Annotated in this window: 20 protein-coding genes and 4 pseudogenes; 9 read left to right on the plus strand and 15 right to left on the minus strand. The window is 68.6% G+C overall.

Translation table 11 applies throughout. From position 1 onward, the window contains the following. Positions 1–95, minus strand: a pseudogene (locus ABZ851_RS31395) (30S ribosomal protein S14); the annotation flags it as partial. A gap of 96 nt (positions 96–191) precedes the next feature. On the opposite strand from ABZ851_RS31395, the gene ABZ851_RS31400 reads away from it, so the two are divergent. Together ABZ851_RS31400 and ABZ851_RS31405 are read left to right on the plus strand one after the other, a co-directional pair. Beyond that, complete coding sequence (locus tag ABZ851_RS31400; protein ID WP_361134779.1) at positions 192–815, plus strand: hypothetical protein; 624 nt, start codon at positions 192–194, stop codon at positions 813–815. Then, positions 775–1,299 carry a hypothetical protein gene (locus ABZ851_RS31405; protein WP_361134782.1) on the plus strand — a complete coding sequence of 175 codons (525 nt, stop codon included), beginning with the start codon at positions 775–777 and terminating at the stop codon, positions 1,297–1,299. Before ABZ851_RS31400 ends, ABZ851_RS31405 begins: the two co-directional genes overlap by 41 nt. A 122-nt stretch (positions 1,300–1,421) precedes the next feature. On the opposite strand, the gene ABZ851_RS31410 is transcribed toward ABZ851_RS31405, so the two are convergent. Then, a complete protein-coding gene (locus ABZ851_RS31410; RefSeq protein ID WP_361134785.1) occupies positions 1,422–3,419 on the minus strand; it encodes a hypothetical protein in 1,998 nt (665 codons plus the stop codon). A gap of 613 nt (positions 3,420–4,032) precedes the next feature. Continuing rightward, positions 4,033–4,464 (minus strand): hypothetical protein, encoded by a 432-nt coding sequence (locus ABZ851_RS31415; protein ID WP_361134788.1) that lies wholly within the window; start codon positions 4,462–4,464, stop codon positions 4,033–4,035. A 72-nt stretch (positions 4,465–4,536) separates the two neighbouring features. Between ABZ851_RS31415 and ABZ851_RS31420 the strand changes: the two genes are divergently transcribed. From ABZ851_RS31420 to ABZ851_RS31430, 3 genes are all read left to right on the plus strand, one after another. Further along, the gene (locus tag ABZ851_RS31420; protein WP_361134791.1) at positions 4,537–4,683 is read left to right on the plus strand and encodes a hypothetical protein; all 147 of its coding nucleotides are present in this window, start codon (positions 4,537–4,539) and stop codon (positions 4,681–4,683) included. Next, the gene (locus ABZ851_RS31425; RefSeq protein WP_361134794.1) at positions 4,680–5,069 is read left to right on the plus strand and encodes a hypothetical protein; all 390 of its coding nucleotides are present in this window, start codon (positions 4,680–4,682) and stop codon (positions 5,067–5,069) included. The genes ABZ851_RS31420 and ABZ851_RS31425 overlap by 4 nt, the downstream gene beginning before the upstream one ends. Before the next feature lie 262 nt (positions 5,070–5,331). After that, the gene (locus ABZ851_RS31430) at positions 5,332–5,730 is read left to right on the plus strand and encodes a DUF3592 domain-containing protein (RefSeq protein WP_361135087.1); all 399 of its coding nucleotides are present in this window, start codon (positions 5,332–5,334) and stop codon (positions 5,728–5,730) included. A gap of 525 nt (positions 5,731–6,255) precedes the next feature. On the opposite strand, the pseudogene ABZ851_RS31435 reads toward ABZ851_RS31430, so the two are convergent. Continuing rightward, positions 6,256–6,486, minus strand: a pseudogene (locus ABZ851_RS31435) (phytanoyl-CoA dioxygenase); the annotation flags it as partial. 297 nt (positions 6,487–6,783) lie between these two features. Beyond that, positions 6,784–7,221: a DUF3592 domain-containing protein gene (locus ABZ851_RS31440; RefSeq protein WP_361134797.1), complete on the minus strand. Its 438-nt coding sequence runs from the start codon at positions 7,219–7,221 to the stop codon at positions 6,784–6,786. Positions 7,222–8,135: 914 nt separating this feature from the next. Here ABZ851_RS31440 and ABZ851_RS31445 point away from each other — a divergent pair. After that, a pseudogene (locus ABZ851_RS31445) lies at positions 8,136–8,297 on the plus strand (LuxR C-terminal-related transcriptional regulator); the annotation flags it as partial. Positions 8,298–9,252: 955 nt separating this feature from the next. On the opposite strand, the gene ABZ851_RS31450 reads toward ABZ851_RS31445, so the two are convergent. Together ABZ851_RS31450 and ABZ851_RS31455 are read right to left on the minus strand one after the other, a co-directional pair. Beyond that, positions 9,253–10,200 carry a dihydrodipicolinate synthase family protein gene (locus tag ABZ851_RS31450; RefSeq protein WP_361134800.1) on the minus strand — a complete coding sequence of 316 codons (948 nt, stop codon included), beginning with the start codon at positions 10,198–10,200 and terminating at the stop codon, positions 9,253–9,255. Beyond that, a complete protein-coding gene (locus ABZ851_RS31455) occupies positions 10,200–10,997 on the minus strand; it encodes an aldolase (RefSeq protein ID WP_361134803.1) in 798 nt (265 codons plus the stop codon). Before ABZ851_RS31455 ends, ABZ851_RS31450 begins: the two co-directional genes overlap by 1 nt. 209 nt (positions 10,998–11,206) lie before the next feature. Between ABZ851_RS31455 and ABZ851_RS31460 the strand changes: the two genes are divergently transcribed. After that, positions 11,207–11,779, plus strand: coding sequence for an XRE family transcriptional regulator (locus tag ABZ851_RS31460; protein WP_361134806.1), 573 nt, complete (start codon positions 11,207–11,209; stop codon positions 11,777–11,779). Between the two features lie 81 nt (positions 11,780–11,860). Here ABZ851_RS31460 and ABZ851_RS31465 read toward each other — a convergent pair whose 3' ends face one another. The 4 genes and pseudogenes from ABZ851_RS31465 to ABZ851_RS31480 form a co-directional block, all read right to left on the minus strand. Then, positions 11,861–12,292 (minus strand): Fur family transcriptional regulator, encoded by a 432-nt coding sequence (locus ABZ851_RS31465; RefSeq protein WP_361134809.1) that lies wholly within the window; start codon positions 12,290–12,292, stop codon positions 11,861–11,863. A gap of 146 nt (positions 12,293–12,438) precedes the next feature. After that, complete coding sequence (locus ABZ851_RS31470) at positions 12,439–13,053, minus strand: DUF2180 family protein (RefSeq protein WP_361135090.1); 615 nt, start codon at positions 13,051–13,053, stop codon at positions 12,439–12,441. Between the two features lie 111 nt (positions 13,054–13,164). Further along, positions 13,165–13,689: pseudogene (locus ABZ851_RS31475) on the minus strand (ISAzo13 family transposase); the annotation flags it as partial. Between the two features lie 126 nt (positions 13,690–13,815). Next, complete coding sequence (locus ABZ851_RS31480; protein WP_361134812.1) at positions 13,816–14,028, minus strand: hypothetical protein; 213 nt, start codon at positions 14,026–14,028, stop codon at positions 13,816–13,818. A 173-nt stretch (positions 14,029–14,201) separates the two neighbouring features. Here ABZ851_RS31480 and ABZ851_RS31485 point away from each other — a divergent pair, with 173 nt between their 5' ends. Beyond that, complete coding sequence (locus ABZ851_RS31485; protein ID WP_361134815.1) at positions 14,202–14,444, plus strand: hypothetical protein; 243 nt, start codon at positions 14,202–14,204, stop codon at positions 14,442–14,444. Then, positions 14,441–15,301, plus strand: coding sequence for a hypothetical protein (locus ABZ851_RS31490; protein ID WP_361134818.1), 861 nt, complete (start codon positions 14,441–14,443; stop codon positions 15,299–15,301). Before ABZ851_RS31485 ends, ABZ851_RS31490 begins: the two co-directional genes overlap by 4 nt. A gap of 32 nt (positions 15,302–15,333) precedes the next feature. Here ABZ851_RS31490 and ABZ851_RS31495 read toward each other — a convergent pair whose 3' ends face one another. The 4 genes from ABZ851_RS31495 to ABZ851_RS31510 are packed head-to-tail and all read right to left on the minus strand — an operon-like array spanning position 15,334 to position 17,707. Further along, complete coding sequence (locus tag ABZ851_RS31495; RefSeq protein WP_361134821.1) at positions 15,334–15,456, minus strand: winged helix-turn-helix domain-containing protein; 123 nt, start codon at positions 15,454–15,456, stop codon at positions 15,334–15,336. 3 nt (positions 15,457–15,459) lie between these two features. Beyond that, complete coding sequence (locus ABZ851_RS31500; RefSeq protein ID WP_361134824.1) at positions 15,460–15,849, minus strand: helix-turn-helix domain-containing protein; 390 nt, start codon at positions 15,847–15,849, stop codon at positions 15,460–15,462. A 53-nt stretch (positions 15,850–15,902) separates the two neighbouring features. Then, the gene (locus ABZ851_RS31505; RefSeq protein WP_361134827.1) at positions 15,903–16,808 is read right to left on the minus strand and encodes a serine hydrolase; all 906 of its coding nucleotides are present in this window, start codon (positions 16,806–16,808) and stop codon (positions 15,903–15,905) included. Then, complete coding sequence (locus ABZ851_RS31510; protein ID WP_361134830.1) at positions 16,805–17,707, minus strand: LysR family transcriptional regulator; 903 nt, start codon at positions 17,705–17,707, stop codon at positions 16,805–16,807. The genes ABZ851_RS31505 and ABZ851_RS31510 overlap by 4 nt, the downstream gene beginning before the upstream one ends. Positions 17,708–17,798 lie beyond the last annotated feature (91 nt).

Raw genomic sequence — 17,798 nt, forward strand, 5'->3', positions numbered from 1 at the left:
GACATGCCGAACTTGCGCAGGTGGCCTCGGGGGCGGCCGTCCACACTGTCCCGGTTCCGCACCCGGGTCGCGCTGGCGTCGCGCGGCTGGCGCCGTTCAACAAGAAGCGGATCTTTCCCTACGCCTACCGGCACTGCTATGCCCAACGCCACGCCGACGCGGGCGTCGCGGTCGACGTGCTCAAGGAGCTGATGGACCACCGGCTGGTCACCACCACCCAGGGCTACTACACCGTCAGCACCGAACGACGCCGCGAAGCCGTGGACCGTGTCACCGCCCGGCAGTTCGACCGCCATGGCAACCGCGTGTGGCGCACCGCGAAGAGCCTGCTCGACTCCGAGCACGTTCGCCGCTCGATCGGCGAGGTCGCCACCCCCTACGGCGTCTGTCGCGAACCCTTTAACGTCGCCGCCGGCGGCCACGCCTGCCCCCTGCGGTTCCGCTGCCTGGGCTGCGAGCACTTCTTCACCGACGTCTCCTACCTGCCCGACCTCCAGGCCCATCTCGCCGATCTGCTCCGCAGCCGAGAACGCCTGATGTCCGCGTTCGAGGCCGATGACTGGGCGAGAGCCCAGGCCATGCCGGCCGAAGAGGAGATCCAGCGTGTCCGCCGTCTCATCGAACGGGTCAAACCGATCTCGACGACCTCACCCCCGAAGACCGCGCTCAGATTGAGCAGGCGGTCGGCGTCGTACGCCGCAGCCGCACCGTCCTGCTTGGCATGCCCCGCGTCGGACAGCCCCTGGCCGACGTCCGACCGAAGAGGAACCCGCTGTGACCACGCGCATGGACGACGGCCGTCACCAGGAGACTGAACGGCGCCGCCAACGCGTCCGCGCCGCCCTCACCAGCGCCGCCCGCGACGGCACCACCCTGACCGTCTCCGCCATCGCCCGCACCGCGCGAGTCGACCGCACCTTCCTTTACCGCCACCGCGACCTCTTGGAGGAACTCCACGCCGCCGCCCGCGAACCAACCGGCCCCAGCCCAGGGCATGGGCCGACCGTCACCCAGGTGTCCCTCCATGCCGACCTGGCCAACGCGGGCGCCCGCGCAGCCCGCCTTGCTGCCCGCGTCCACCAGTTGGAGAAGCGCCTCTCACACGTCCTCGGAGAGCAGGCTTGGCGCGAGTCGGGGCTCGGCGCCCCGGCGGACCTCGACGACCACCGTCGGACGATCACCCAGCTGGAACAGCAAAACGTCGAGCTGGCATCACGCCTGGAAGAACGGGAGGCCGAGCTGGAGGCCGCCCGCGGCGCCATCCGCGAGCTGACCTGGGCATTGAACCAACGCGGATGACGCTGAGGCGGTGGACCTGCTGCCGGACGAGAGTCCGGCAGAGACAGCAGCCGGTGTCAGGCGTCTGAGCGCCCCTCGGCGGGCTTGCGTGCTGGGTCGGCCGGCGGGTGAGTGCGAGGCACTCAGCGGCGATACATCACATAGAGCGTGCCGGCGTGGCTGAAGGCGTCGACTTCGTCCATCGGACGGATGGGGTCGTCGGCGCCCGCTGCGTTGGGGTAGAAGGTGGCCACCCACGGGCGGTTGCGGTGGCGGACGGAGCCACGCAGGGTGCCGTCCTCAGCGCGCAGGAAGAGCCATGTCTGGAGTAGGTGGCCGGTGATGGTGGGGCCGCAGGTGATGCGCCATCCGGGCGGGACGTCATCCGGGAGCCAGGCGATGGTGCCGTCAGCGGGCGTGGTGTAGACCTTCACGCTGTTGTCGTCTCCGCGCTTGGCCTTGAAGATCCGGTATCCGGGGTCCCAGGTCAGGGAGACGGCGCTGGGCGTGGTGTCGAAGATGTCGGTGTGGCGGCGGGTCCAGCTTGTTCCCGTGCTGGTGAAGGTGTGGCTGGAGCCGTGGGAGGCGTCGACGACTTCCAGATACAGGCGGTCGGTGGTGGCGGCCAAGGCCGGGGTGCGGTGGGTGGCGGGGCAGTCGGGGATTTCTTGGGTCGGGGACCAGGTGGTGCCGTCGAAGGTGGCCCAGTGCAGCCGGTCGGTGCCTGGATGGGGGAAGACGCAGTGCAGCCGGTCGTTGAAGACGGTCAGCGACGGCGACAGCAGGCTGGTCCACGCGTTGACACGCTCCGGCTCGCTCCACCGACCGTCCTTCAGGCGGGTCCACATCACGGCGTGGTCCTCGGGTCGTACGAACAGCGCGTACAACGCCTTGTCGTAGGAAGCCAGGGCCGGGGCGGTCATCGACACCCAGGGCAGCGGGACCGGCGTGGCCCAGCCCGGGCCGACCTCACTGAAGACGTACTCCAGAGTGCCCTTCGGGAACGGGATGGGACCCTCGGTGCGGACCCTCAGCGAATGGTGGCCGTCGCCGTTGAAGTGCCAGTCTGCGCCGCCGCGGCGGGCCAGGAGGGCCAGGTCCCAGGGGGTGAGGAAGATGGTGCGGGCGCAGGAGAGGTCGTTCTTGACGATCAGGTTGATCAGGGTGAGGGAGAACATGGTGATGTCCGCCAGAAGGCCCAGGATCTCGCTCATGGTGAGTTCGATGACCACGTCCCACAGCAGACTGAACAAGATGTTGTCGTTGACCTTGGTGAGCACCTCCCCGATGCTGTCGAGGTCGCCGTCGCCGGTGTCCCATTCCCAGCACATCACGTTGAGCACCAGCCCGGAGTTGCCGGCCCCCCGGAACACCGTCCGATTTCCTGGGAAGGGGATCCTGTTGCCTTCTCCCGTCGCATTGCCGCCGAACTCTTGGGAGAGGAAAGGCCTGGCACGCGTCCGGTCGGTGCTCCCGGCGCTGGTCCAGCGGATCTCATCGCGGGTGCCGGGCCAGCCGTCCCCCACTGTCCTGTGGACGTAGAAGCTCTCGAAGAGGATGCCGGCATGGAACTCCTGCAATTCCTGCTGGTCGTCGCGCGCCCCCTCCTTTGGGCTGGCCGGCCCTGTGAGCGGGGAGGCGGCGGTGACACCGAAGCCCCACTCGGGCAGGGCCTCGATGAGCTCCGGGCTGTCGAACTCCCCGCCTGCCGCCCACCCCTGTCGGTCCAGCACCGCCGTGTTCGGTTGCCGCGCCCATTCCTCGGCGACCGCCGGCTGGTCACCGGCCCAGTCGGCCAGGCAGTAGCCCTTGGATGCCGGACGGGCGGCGACGGTCTGCGGCACCCCTACGCACGTCCCGTTTGCGGCCACCGTCTCGCGATACGCCCGCCCCCACTCCCCGATCTCCTCCTCTGGCAGCACGGCCCGCAGCACCGACACCAGCTTCTCTTCTAGATCGGTCAGCGCCTCCCCCTGCCGCAACCGGTCCGCCGCATGCAGCGCCACCCCCCACAGCACATTCGTTTTCTCGCCTCGCGCCAGATTCCGCGCCGTCCGTGACTCGCTCGTCCCCGACAGCAGCCTCTGCAGCCGATCCATCCGCTCCTGCGCGGTCGTGGTGAGGCCTGCACCCTCAGTCATCGAACACCCGCCCTTTCTCGGCCCCGTGGCCCGAACCCCGGCGCTCTTCGGCGTCCAACACGCTAAGTGATCGAATTGCCGCATTAAGTAAGAAACCGGGGATTGACGTCACAAACCATCGAAAACTCGTCACCAGGCCGTCGCCTCCGGTTCAACCTCCAACATGCGCAGAGCGCCTTTGAAGAGATCAGTGACAACCGGCCTATCGGCCGACCTCGTACCCCGCCCGAACTCAAGCCCTCCGCAAGAGACGACCCCTGCCGCCGGCGGGGCTGCGGAGAGGGTGCGATGGCAGGTGCGGACCAGCTCGTTGAGACGGGACAGCAACACACGCTGACATCCTCCGGAGACACGACATAGACCCCTCGATCCAGCGATGGCACCACACCTGTTGCACTCGATACGGTGGGCTGTACCGTCGCTGAGCTGCACTAGCCTCTAGCGGCCGCGCTCCCGCAACAGTCCGAGCCCCAGAGAATCCGCTGTGCACCCAGTGCCGCGCCAAGGTCGAAGCCGGACGTGCCAAGGCATCGGCCGCCACGTAGCCGTCGCTGCCCGCTTACCACTGACCTCACCACAGCCTGGGGTAAACATCTTGGTATCCGGCCCGTCCTCAGTGGCCGGCTTCCCGGCCGCGGAGCGGTCCGGGCTGCTGCGGGCGGTGGGCCTGCTGGCCGTCCTGGCGCACCGGGTGTGCTCCATCGGCATCATCGTGTTCGGCGTAGCGGTCCGCGCGGGCGTGGGAGTTGTCGGCCGCTTTGGTGAACGCGTCCTGGAAGAGGCGCAGCCGCTCGGCCGTGAGATCGAGGGCCTCCACGTCCGTACGGGATTCCCTCAAGGCCCGCAGCGCCGTCAGGTCGACCGCCTCCCGAGGTTCGGCCTCCGGCTCCTGGCCGCGGTGCTCGGATGCGGCGGCCGGGAGAGCGAGCAGCTGCTCGGGCATCGCCGCCTGCTGGTGTGCGTGGACGTCGTACGCCGGGCCCCGCGCGGCGACGGTGGTGCGCAGCTTCTCGCGGACCGTCGCGCCGGCGAGGACGGCCCGCACGCCGCACCGCTACCGTTCGACTACCGGCAGGCCCGGCGGCTGAAGCTGCAGTGGGATGCCTACGCCTCGACCGTGGCCGAGACCCACGCCGTCGAGGACGCGCAGGACGTCCTCATGAGCCGGTGCATGAACCAGCTGGGCATGCAGTGGAAGGAGTTCCCCGGGCGGCCGGGCGGGACATCGCGCCGCCGAACCTGGGCCGATACGGAGCCGGCGTGACAGAAGCCCTCCGCTACGGCTACCACCGGCGCCTGACGCTTCGTCAGTGGTACGCGCAACCGCGCCTGGACGAGCGCGAGGCGCTCCCGGCCGCGGTACAGCGCGTGGCCTACGGCCCCTCCGGCAAGGGCGGCTGCCTCAAGAGCGCCCAGCACCAACTCGTCGGACACCACTCCACCCGACTACCACGCCTTCAACCAACTGACCGGCGCCGCCCTGGAAACCTCCCGGCGCACCCCGAAGTACGCGACGCCCTGCGCCGATGGCACACCTGCATGGCCAAAGCAGGCTACGACTACCCGCCCCCTGTGCCTCCGCCGGCAACGAGTGCTGGGAAACGGCCGGAATCACACCGGCCGAACTCGCCACCGCTCGCGCCGACGTGACCTGCCAGCAGTCGACACAGTTGGTGAAGGTATGGGCCGCAGCCGAGACCCGCATCCAGCACCACCTGATCAGCAGAACGCCGACCGCCTGCGCGAAGCCAAGGACCGCTGGCCGGCAGCCGTCCGCCGCGGCCTGAGACGCGAGGCCACACAAACCACCAGCACCACCTGTCCGAGCAGTAACCGTTTGAAGGAGTTCCTACATGGAGTTTGAGGTTCAGCGCGTGGGCGGGCCACCCGCCGGTGGATCGCGATTTTTCTGATCGCACTTGGGGCGATTTTCCTAGTCCTCGGGTTGGTCCTGGCGGGGGCGTCGGCCTCATTCCTGTCGGACGCGAAGCGGACCCGGGGCTCAGTGGTGGCGCTGCAGTGGCGCGAGGACGACCACGGCGAGGACCGCACGCCGGTGGCGTACCCGGTGGTCGAGTTCACGTCGGCCGATGGCATGCCGAGGCGATTCCAGAGCTCGACGGGTTCCAATCCGCCCTCGTACGAGAAGGGTGAACGGGTCGAGGTGCTGTACCGCGCCGATTCCCCCAAGGATGCGCGGATCAACGGGTTCGCCTCACTATGGCTGCTGCCGTTGATCTTTGGTGGGATCGGGTTGCTGATGTCGGCAGGCGGGACAGCCGTTGCCATGGCAAGCCGGCGGCGCTCCTGACCGATGGCGAGCACTCCCACGCGGGGTGGGTAGTCCTCGCCCAGCGGACTTCCGCTCGGGGTGCGCTGAGCTGCACACTCGACACGCAAGATAGCCGGCATACTGCCGGTGCCGTCGGCCTTACCCGGCGCACCGGCAGCGCAAGGGCTCCACGGCAGCGACTGGCTGGCCTGCAGGAGGCCGGCGCCGTGCACGTGCCCCGGTTGTCCACCGGACACGTCGACGGTCTCCCCCCAGCAACACCCCGACATCCACTGGCCCGCCGTGCGCACCCTGGGCAAGGGCCAACGCTTCCCGCGCGCCTCCCTGGCGACACGGCCTCGGTCTGAAGAGACAGCCGCCGGCTTTCGTGCACGGCTGTGCGGGTGCGGCCCCGGCCGTCTGCGTCCGTCACGGAACCGGGGCTTGTCCCGGCACTCCATTCCGGCGCGGGCTGGACGAGCCTGGCCCGTCCAGGCGAGGGACGGGGCCCGATGCGGGTCCGTGCCCGCCCGGGGCGGCCTCAAGCCCCGGCACCGAAGAACATCAGCCTCCGATGCCTCGGCGAATCGCGGTCTCCACAGGGGAGTAGTCGCCGTCAGGGCGTTCGATGCTCGGACCTGCCCCGGGTTGGGAAGCAGCGGCGGCTGCCCCATGAAGCGGGGTTCCACACCCCGATGAGGTTGCGCGGCATGTACAAGGAAGGGGGTGACAGAGATAGACGTCCCCGGCCCGGCCCGTGGCCACGGCAAGCGGTCGGTGATCGGTGGCGGGCACGGCGCGCTCGGCGAGGTTCCTGAAGCAGCCGAAGGAGACCGTTGCCTGCCAGAGCGACCGCATGGCTTCGAACGTACGCACACACCGGCCGGGCCGCCGCCCTTCAGCATCCGTCCGGGTGGTCCATCAGCGAGCTGGTGGCGTCTCCGAGATCCGAGGACCGCCGACCAATTTCTGGAGCAGACAAGCATCAACCGATCCTCGCCCACAGGTGGCCGCCTGCCCTGCCCGAGGGCAGCCAACCGGTGTCCAGACCAGCGGGAGCGGGGCGGCTGCGGATCCGCGAGGCGACCACGGTCAGAAGGCGAGTAACTGCACGATCAGTACTGTCACCGTTCCCACTGTGAGCACAGTTCCGACCGTGGTGAACACCCTGAAGGGGATTTTCGGCTCCCAGCCTTCGATGGTGAACCGGTCGGGGGCTTCCGGATCGTATCGAACCAGCACACGCGCCCCGAGGCCGAAGCCGTGCTTGACGGCTCCGCGGCCAAACCAGGATTCGTACTCGCATGTGCGCCCGTCCTGGGCCGTCCAGGCCGCGACCGGGTGGTAGGCCGTGCTCTTGGAGCCGTCGCTCTTGTACTGCCTGACAACGTGGCGGACGATCCGGGCGTTGGCGGTGACGCCTGTCCGACGCAGTTTACGGGTGCGGCGGAGCCCGTACACGCCGATAAGGAGGAGGGGCGTACCCAGAATCAGTGGGATGGGGGCGAGGGTGAGCCATTCGCGGTCCATGTCCTACGCGACGCCCGATATGGGATGCCGGTTGCGCTGGAGCGCAGTAACAACCCTTGGGATGGACACGTTGACGACCAGACATGATGAAACTGCTCAGCCTTCTGCCTGACAGAGCAGCCCACACCACGCCTGCGGGGCATTGACTCGACGCATGCCCACCACAGCCGGCAGTCAGGTGCGTGGCCGATCAGCCGGCCGGCGGTCTCCTTGCAGAGATCCGCGTACTGCGGGGTGCCGAGCGGTTCGTGCCAGACCGCGTCCACAGCCGGGAGAACATCTCAGGTGCCGACTGGCCGTTGTTGAAGCGCCGGCCGGTGATGTCAGGAATCTGCGCAGCTCGGTCGTTGCGGTACGCACGGTGGTGCCCCTCTCGGTGTCGAGTGTGATCGGCAGCGACGGCGCGGGCGGCGCCGGGCCGTACGCGTAGACCTGCTTGACCAGCACCGAGTCGCGCCAAGCACCCAGCACGCCCTCGCGACCCCGCTTGCGGATCTGCTCGACCCGGTCGTCGGCCGCGTCGAAGAAGGTCTGCAACTCGTCGTAGGTGAACGCGCGCCGACCGGGACGGCTCGAAGTCGGCGACGTGCTGAGCGGTCTTCCAGTCGTGGCACACCTGCACCGGGAACCGGCCGAACTCCTCCAGGCACGCCTTCGCCCCCGTACCGGGAGTCGGTGATGAAAGCGCAGAACCTCTCCAGATCGCCCTGCTGCCCACGGACGGTGGACCATACGATCTCGCCCCGCGCGAGCCGGGCGGAAAAGTACGCCTCGACGTCCTCAGGCGTCCAGTCCCACGAGTAGGTGCCCGTGAACGCGGCGAAACGCCGCATGAAGCTCAACCGGTCATTGATCGTCTTACGAGCCAGCAGCCGGCTGCGGATCGCACCCGGCAGATCCACCCCGCTTCGTGGATCGGTCGCGGCCTGTCCAACGCCGAGATCGCGGCCGCCCTGTACCTCGCGGAGGCGACCGTGAAGTCCCATCTGGGGCGGATCCTGCTCAAACTGGAACTCCGCGACCGGATCCAGGCCGTGGTCTTCGCCCACGAGAACCGCCTGGTCCCCCCGGCCTGACGCCGGCCGAGGGCTCAGAACAGCGGCCAGACCACGGCCCGGACCGGGCCGACCACGTCGCCGACGGGGACGGCGCCGCCGGTGGGGCTGTTGCGGTGGTCGCCCTCGACCGGGAAGAACGAGCAGATCGCTCCTAGGAGAGCATCATACGGATGAAGCCAGCGCTGGGTCAGATCCTACGGCCGTACTGGGATCGCAGCCTGCTTGCGATGCCACTCACTTCAGTAGGAGAACACCGTGACATCTGCGCTCTCGGTCTCTGCGACAGCAACCTGCCACGCTTGTCCCGCCCCACCTGAATGGGAGGTTGAGCCAGCCAGACAGAATCGATGCCGCGCCGATGCCTATGAGCCCCGGAAGTGTCGGCAGCACGTCGAGTAAGGGACCCCTCAACAGATCTGCAACTGCCTCGATGAAGTCATCACCCCGCACCCCTTCCGTGGCGAACTGAAACTGCCCCTCACCCGTATCCGTGAGAGTCACGGCCAGGTACGTGCAGTCCTCGTTGCGCTCCCACGGTGGAACCGTCCAGGAATAGGGCATGCCCCCACCCTCCTGCGTGCAAGGGAGCTGACGGGATCTTCAGGCCCGTCCTCATGAAGCGGCGATGCGTTCCAGCCACTCCTACCTGTCCGCCTGCTGTCCCGAGCTGAGCAGCGCTAGCATCCGCGAACTGAACGGCAGCGCTCTGGCAGCAGCCAACCTGATCGTCCTCGTGGGTCCGCCGAGGACACCGGAAAGTCGAGGGTCTCGATCACCGAGGCCAGAAGCTCTTCCGCCACTTGGACGTCGCGAAGGCCGAGTTGACCACCCTGGGCCACGCACCCCGGCGGGGATCCACCGTCGTCGCTTGACACCACAGCCGACTCACCGACAACGCGACATCTGACATGGGCCGGCCGCCTCGGGTCCAACGATAAGGACCCCGAGACGGCCGAAGACCACGGGCAGGTGGTCACCGCCAGTTCTCGAATTTGTCTGCCGTCCCGAGTGCTGGGCTCTCCCTCAGCGGGTGGGGCTCCAGACGCCTGAGCATGTCTCGGAGTTGTTCCGTCGCGGTGGGAGGCAGTGGCAGTAGCGGCGGCCTGGGCAGGCCCGCCGAACGGCCTTGGATGTCGAGTCCGGCCTTGATCGCCCGCGGCAGACCGTGGTCGACGATGAACTTCAAGAAGGGCAGAACGGCTTCCAGCAGGGCGTCAGCGTCCTTCTGCCTCCCCTGGCACACAGCGTCGTAGAGTTCGAGACACCACTGCGGCAGTAGGCACGGCGCGGCGGTGCACCACCCTGCCGCACCGGACCGGAAGGCGTCGAGGGCGACCGGGTTGCTGCCGTTGTAGACCGACAGGGCTCCGTCGGACATCTCCAGAATGCTCCGGAAGCGCGCGACGTCGCCCGAACTCTCCTTCACCATGATGAGGTTGGGGATCTTCCTGGCGAGTGCGACGACGGTCTCCGGCTGCAGATCGACGCCGCTGGTGCCGGGGTTGTTGTAGAGCATCATCGGCAGGTCGGTTGCTGCTGCGACGGTTGCGAAGTGCCGTTCGAGTTCGGCTGCGGTCAGCTTCCAGTAGGTCTGGGCCAGCACCATGATCGCGTCGGCTCCGTTGCGCGCGGCCACCCGGGCTCGGCGTACGGTGGCTTCCGTGCTCCAGTGCGAGACACCGACCGCGGTCGGCACCCGGCGTGCCACCGTCTGCAGGGTCGTCTCGCAGACGGCGTCCCACTCGTCCTCGCGGAGATAGGCGCTCTCCCCGGTGCTGCCCAGCGGCGCGACGGCGTGACTGCCGGCATCCACGAGCTCGTCGGTCAGCCGGCGCAGCGCCGCCAGGTCGACCTCCCCGGTGTCACGGGAGAACGGGGTGACGGGATAAGCGATGATGCCCTTCAGGGGCGGAGTCGCCATCAGAGCTTCACTCCGTTCGTGACGCAGTCGGGGTGGCTGCGCAGGGCGCGGCGTGCGTAGTAGGCGAAGTTGGCCTGGTTCCGGCGCTCGGTCGAGGTCCAGTCGTGTGCCTCGCGGGCGAGGGCCGGGGGCAGCTCCTGGATGGTTCCTGCGGACATAGCGAGCAGTTGGAGGCGGGCGGCCCGCTCGATGAGGATCGCCAGGTTGCAGGCTTCTTCGACCGTGGAGCCGGTCACCAGTTGCCCGTGGTGGGCGAGCAGGATGGCCCGCTTGTCCCCGAGGGCTGCGGAGATGATCTCCCCCTCCTCATTGCCCACCGGCACTCCCGGCCAGTCCTTGAGGAAGGCACAGTCGTCGTACAGGGGCGTCGTGTCCATCTGGGAGACCACGAGGGGGACCTCCAGCATGGCGAGTGCCGCCGTGTGCAGCGAATGCGTGTGGACGATGCAGTTGACGTCCCCACGCGCCCGGTAGATCCAGGAATGGAACCGGTTTGCGGGGTTGGGCATACCCACCCCTGCCAGGACGTTCAGATCCTCGTCCACGAGCAGCAGGTCGTCCTCGGTGATCTCGTCGAAGCCGAGGCCGAGTTGCTGGGTGTAGTAGGTGCCCGGCTCCTGCCCGCGGGCGGTGATCTGGCCGGCGATTCCCGAGTCGTGACCGCCGTCGAACAGGATGCGGCAGGTCAGCGCGAGCTTCTGACGGGTGGTCAGGCCCGAGTCGCCGAAGTGCTCGCGCATCTGCCGCTCGGCGCGGCCGGCGAGCACATCCTTCGCTTCGTCCAGTGTCTTGGCCATGTTCTTCGCTCCAGGTACGGGTGCCGGCACTTCCGGGCCCGGTGGCGCCCTCGAACACCACCAGGAAACACTGGGAACTATATGACACAAGGTGTCATTCATGGAAGGACTGCCCACGAAGCCCGGCGAGCCGGTCAGGCGCGAGGAGACATACTGGGGTTCCCGCCCGGCCGTTCACCGGCCTGCGGATTGCACGAAGGGAAGAAGCGGTGATCAATCGGGTCCGGCAGCTGCGCAAGGAGCGGCTGATGACGCTGGAGACGCTCGCCGAGCGCGCCGGCGTCACCAAGAGCTACCTCTCCAAGGTGGAACGCGGCCAGAGCGTCCCGTCCATCGCGGTCAGCACCGCGCTGGCCCGGGCGCTGGACATCCCTCTCGACACCCTGTTCGTCGATGCGGAAGAGCTCGCCGATGTCACGGTGACCCGGGCCGGGGAGCGCCGGCCACTCACGCCTGACGAGCAACCGGGCTCGCGCTACGAGGGCATAGCTCTCCAGGCCAGCACCAAGCGGATGACGCCGTTCATGCTATATCCGCCGCACGATGCCGACCCCGTGCCGTTCTGTGACCACCCTGGGGAGGAGTTCCTCTTCGTTCACGCCGGACGGGCAGAACTCCTCTTCCCCTCCCGCTCCGTCAAGCTCGGGCCGGGCGATTCCGTCTACTTCAAGGCGACGATCCCCCACAAGGTGCGCTCATTGAGCACCGAGCGAGCCAGTCTGCTGCTCATGGTCTGTGACGACCGAACCGAGCAGGGGGCCCCTCACTTCCATCTGCCGTGAGACGGAAAGCGCACCGCAGCGGCACGGCATCCGGCGTCCGCTCCTCACGGCAGGCATGAACATGCCGTCGTGCCCCAACTTTCAGGACTTCGCCTGGCAGTTGGGGGACAGGCCCCACCACGTGATCTCGGCCTCGTCGACCGCATAACCCCGGTTCTCCCCAGGGTCGAGGCATGGAGCCTTGCCGACAGCGCAGTCGACATCCTGAATGTCCCCGCAGCGTCGGCAGACCAGATGATGGTGATTGTCGCCGACCCGGAGTTCGTACCGGGCCGGGGAGCCGGCAGGCTCGATACACCGGACCAGCCCGGCGTGCGCGAGGTCCTCCAGCACGTTGTACAGGCCCTGCCTGGACAGGCCTCCGGATGGAGAGGAGCCCACGCCGAGTCTCGCCTCAAGGTCCGAGGCGGTCGAATGCGGATGTCCCTCCAGTGCTGTCAGCACTGCGCGGCGCTGAGCCGTGCTGCGCAACCCCTTGCGCTTCAGCAGGTCGCCCGCGGCCTGTTCCGTCATCCAAGTACCCCTCGGCCTCTTGTGTTCGCGCTGTGCCCCCACCATCCTGCGGGATCTGCCGCCTCGATGGCTGCGGCCCGGGCGAGGCTGGGGCGGGTCGGCCGACTCCGGGTGCGCCGGGAGCCGCCGCACGCCAACGCCGCAGGTCAGTACGTACTCTCGGCCAGGTCGCAGGTGTGGCACACCAGCCGGCGGGCCAGGTGGCGGCCGTAGGAACGCCCCAGACCGACCACCTGGGAAACGTGCACCTGGCGGATACGGGCGTGGTTCTCGCAGGTGGCGAGGCCGCAGCGGGAGCAGACACCAATGCCCTCGGAATCATTGCCGCCTTCCCGCGGACAGTCGTAGCACCTCATGGCGGACTCCCTTCGGAGGGTGGGGCCTGCAACAGCCAAGAGGCAAAGGTGACTGATCGCCTGCATCATTGCGCAACCCACCACGGAATGAATCAGGTCGATCACGACACCTCGACCCAATGCCGCAAAGCTACTCCCTAGATTGGACTGAGTTAAATCTATGAGGGGGTGCAGCGAGCTGCGACGGCACCACGGCTGATCCCGAGCGCCTCTGCGGTCGATCCTGAGCGTCCTGCGATGACCGTTGCGACTCGACGGCCTTGCCCACCGGGAGGGCAGCATCCGGCCGAAGGGCTCGCATGCGACACGGGCTGGACGGACATGATGTGTCGCCATGAACGATGCGCCGGCAGATGGTCGAGCGGCGCGGTCCCTGCTTTTCGGTGCCCACACCTCAGCGAGCATCGCTGTTACGTCGTTGGGAAGGCGGGCACCAGCGCGATGTCGAAGACGGGGACGATCTCCCGCAGCGCGGCAGCCCTGGGCGTAGACGCGCTGCCGGAGCGGCCGCCGCGGTGTGGCGTTCGGGTGGTGCACCTGTCCGCGGCGCTGCCACCAGCGGCGTATGGACTCGACCGCGAACTCGGCGGTGTCGTGGTCGGTCCCGACGTTGACCCAGCCGGTGTTGGTGGCGATGTCGTAGATCCCATACGGGATAGCGACGGGCTGGTCGCCGGTGGTGAAGGCGTGGCAGTCGACTTTGAGCGGGTCCTTGCCCGGCCGGCAGGTGCGGCCGGGGCGGTCTCGGTTGCCGAGCCATTCTTGGGCCTTGGTGTCGACACTGATCACTGGCGCTCCGTCGTCGAGGAAGGCAGTGGCCGTGGCGTTCAGATGGGCAAATTGGGCATCGCGGTCCGGATGGCTGGCGCCCTCCGCCGTCTTGACGGTGCCCTGCAGGCCATAGCCCAGGCCGTGCAGCAGGCGCCCGACTGTTGCGGCACTGACCGGATGGCCCTGCGACGTCGGAGTCGAGGCCAGGACCCGCAGGGACAAGGTGGTCCATCGCAGCGGGGAGACGGGATCGCCTCGGGTGTGCGGCTCGTGACGATCCACCCGGAAAACGGCTTATGCAGCAATCCGTGGACCGGTAGTGCGCCGGTTCCCTTACGAAGGCTCGCTGAGCTTGTCGATCGCCAACCCTCTCACTGAGGGCCATCACCTTCTCGGTCAGGCCGTGCACCGTCTGGCAGCCATCTCCTCGCCGGGCGGCGCGGCGTGCTGATGCTCGGCGGCCGCGACGGCAGCAGCCGCGAGGCCGGCCGCGTTGCGAACCTTGCGGTTGCGCAGCCATACCTCCAGCCGCTTGGCGCCGACGCGGCGCACAGCAGTCGGGGTCCGGTAGCCGGTCGGCAGGACCAGCGGCCTACCCCCAGACCCCATGCCCCCGAACGGAAGGGCGCCATGAAAGACACCGCATCATTCCTACCCCTCCGCGACCCATATTGTGATTCACATCACACTAGGGCTAGGTTGAAGCGCTTCGCAGGTGTCTCCGGCGCGCACCGAGCGGCGGTGAGCGACGGGGCGGTCTGCATGCAAGGGAAGTGATTCCGTTGCCCGTAGCCTGGGACGACATCGGCGGTCTCACCGAGGCACACGAGCTTTCCCTCGCCGGAGCTCTGGTCGGCTCCGATGTCCGCGACATGGTGCTCGACTCCTGGAAGCGGTGCCGGTCCGCAGGTCTCATACCGGACCGAGTGCTGATCCCCTACACGCCAGATTTCACCTTGGACGAGCGCTTCCTCAAGGCCGCCGACCCGATGCTCTCGCAGCTCGTTTCCGCCTCGCCGACGTGAGTACGGCCATCGTGCTCTGCGACGGGCAGGGTCGTATGGTCCAAGGCAACCGGCAGCTCCTGGCCCGCCTCGACGAGGTACCCCTCTCCCCCGGCTTCTGCGCCTCCGAAGCGGCCGCGGGCACCAACGGCGTCGGCACCGCCCTCGTCGAGCGGCAGCCCGTGTTCATCCTCGGCCGCGAGCATTACGCCGACTGCCTTTCCCCTTTCGTCGGCGCCGGCGCGCCCGTCCGCAACCCGCTCCGCGGCCGTATTGAAGCCACCCTCGGCCTCACCTGCCTACGCGACGACGGCGACCCCGTCATGCTGCGGCTGGTCCGCAAGGCCGCTCACGACATCGAGGCCCGGCTCCTGGAACAGGCCACGGACCGGGAGCAGGCACTGCTCACCGCGTACCACCGGGCTCCCCGGGGCACGACCGGCGACGACGACTGGTGCCGCCGGCCCGAAGACCCGGCCTGGGCGTACCGCGAGGAGGAGCACGACCGGGAGAGCCTCGGCCGCGTCGATCTCGCCGTCCTCCGGGAGAAGGCCGGGGAACTCATCGCCTCCCCGGACCGCAATCTCGACGAGGTCACCCTCTCCGGTGGCCGTGTCGCCACCCTCCTGTGCCGCCCGATCATGGGTGCGGCGGGCGAGAGCGGTGTGGTCGTCGAGGCCCGGATCCTGGGCGGCCCCCACCTGCGGCACGCGGAGCTGACGACACCGTCCGCGATGCGTCCCGCCGCCGCCCGGCCCGCTACGACCCCCATCGTCATCCTGCGTACGGCCGCACCCCCCTCCCCGCAGCCCCGGTCGACGCAGCCCGCGGACAGGTGCGTAAGTACGGCGGATCTGGGACAGCAACGAGACGCCTGATTCGTCGAGGAACACGACCCAGGCACGTGTGTTCACCGCCCCTTTTTGATGCGCGGCCACTCGTGCGTGATCCAGCGGGCGATCTCGGACTCGTCCCGCTCCACCGCCCGCCGCTCGGGACGCTGCAGACTCCACCCCAGCCGGCCGGTCAGCACACGTCACACCGACGCCCGTGACCGGGACACTCCTGTCACCCGCTCGACGACCGCGCCGACTCGTTCCAAGGTCCACAGATCGGCCTCGAATCCATGAGCCTTGGCACCTCGCTCCAAGGCGGCCCGCACCGTCTCGACCTGGGCGTCATCCAGCTTGCGCGGGCGACCGGTGGCCGGACGCCGGCGTAAGGCTGCAGCACCCCCTTCCTCCCCCACGCGCCGCCACCGCCGCACGCTCTCGACACACACTGCCACCGCCCGCGCGATCTCCACATTCGACCCGCCCTCCTCGAATAGCTCGACCGCCCGAACACGACGCGCCTCCGCCAACTGCGGCCGTGACAACGGAGGTACGGAAGAACCAGACGCAGAGGGCAAAGGCCGATAAGCCATCCCGGCAGCCTCCCACCCACAAGGCCACCACACCCACCGAACTTACGAAAAGATCAGTAGAGCTGCCGAAGGTGGTCCCGGAGTCGGCGGGCGGCCTGGGCCATGAGGGCGTCGGCGCCGGGCTGCGTGACTGCCGGGACGAGTGACTCAGTGAGGACGGCGATGGCGAAGGCCTGGCCGTCGGCGTGCTCGACTACACCGATTTCGTGACGGAGGTTGAGGAGCGTGCCGGTCTTGGAGGACCAGGTCGTGGCGTCGGAGCTGAAGTCCGGGGCGAGCCGGTGCCGGAGCAGGTTGTGGGCCATGAGGCCGCGCACACGGCCGGCCACGTCAGGGGGGATCGCCGAGGGTGTCCACAGAGCTTGCAGCAGGTCGACCCAGGCTCGTGCACTTCCGGTACTGGCCCGGGTGGCGTCGAGCTGCGGCACCCGGTGTCCGCGGCCGCTGGTGCCGGCGTCGATGGCCAGGGCGTGGGCGAGATGGGCCTGTGCGGCATCGAGGCGTTCCACCGGGGTGTCGGACAGCTCGCGGGTGGTGTGCCGCACGGTGATGCCGTGGAGGCCGAACTCGCGGAGAAGACCGGCAACTTGGGTGGTCGGGGTGAGCTCGAACAGTGCGTCGGCGGCCGTTCCGTCGCTGACGCAGGTACTGAGGTACAGCAGGTCGTCGATCGCAATCCGGGAGGGGTGGCGGAATCGGCTCAGTCCCGTGGGGCCGGGTGTGGTGATGCGCCCGGGTTGCACGTCGAGCATCGTGGCTCCGTCGAGTTCACCCCGTCGGATGCGTTCCGCCGTTGCCAGTGCAAGCGGGATCTTGACCAGGGACGCCGACGGCAGCTGGGTGTCCGGGTCGATCCCCAGCTCGTCCCCGGTATGGAGGTCCCGTACGAGCAGGCAGCCGTGCAGGCCGCCGTCGTACAGCTGCCGGCGCAGGTCGCGAAGGAGTGCCTCGGTGTTCACGCCGCCGCCTCTTCCGCGGTGCCTTCCCGGGTGTCCGCGCCGAGGCAGCGGGCGATGGCGTCGCCCAGACGTGCTGCGAGGGGCTGGGTATTGCCGTCCGCGGCGGCGGCGAGGGCGAAGCCCCGGCTGAGCGTGGTCTCGCCGATGGGCCGCCAGTTCAGGGCGAACTCCGCGGCCTGGGCGGGAGAGCACAGCAACACATCGCGGGTGCTGAGGACTTCCGCGGCGGCGGTCGTCAGATCGGCCCCGGCGACGATCTGCGCGGGCCGCAGGCCGACGGCATCGCGCAGTCGCGTCAGCGGGTCGCGGATGTGCGGCACGTCGTCCTCCGGCTGGATCCAGACGCGACGGGCCGGGCCGGTGGCGGTGCGCCCCATCCACAGCGTTTCGAGGTAGACGCGCTGTACGCCGGGATCCTCGGCACCGGCGAGCCCGAGCGGAACGGACCACGTCGCCTCGTCCGGTGGGACCGCGAGCAGGGCGGCACGCACCTGCTGCGCATGGAGGAGCTCCCTGCGTTGCGGCGGTGGCGCGATGCGGAGATCGAGAGTCACACCGCGCCCTCGGGCTTCGGCGACGAGGCGCGCGAGGCCGACCGTGGAGCAGATGTCCGGGACCGCGAGCCGCCATGGCTTGCGCCGGGCGGCTTCGGCCTCGTCCAGCAGCACATCGGCCGCCTGCACGAGCTGTCTGGCCACCGGCAGCATGTCCCGGCCGAAGGGGGTGAGGACGGCCCGCCGCGAGGTGCGCTCGAAAAGCCGCTCACCGAAGTGTTCCTCCAGGGCGGCGACGCGACGGCTGGCCACCGGCTGGGACATCCGGGCAGCGGCCGCTCCGACGGTGAAGCTGCCGTGCTTGCTGACATTGACGAACGCGCGACACGCTCCCACCAGATCCACAACCCGAACCCTATGCCAGTTCTGCATGGAACAGCACACAAGCGTATTGGACTGCATGGCAGCCGGCGAAGAGGGTGATGCCGGCACTCAC

This window comes from Streptomyces sp. NPDC047049 (genome assembly GCF_040643995.1).
GTDB lineage: Bacteria > Actinomycetota > Actinomycetes > Streptomycetales > Streptomycetaceae > Streptomyces > Streptomyces mooreae.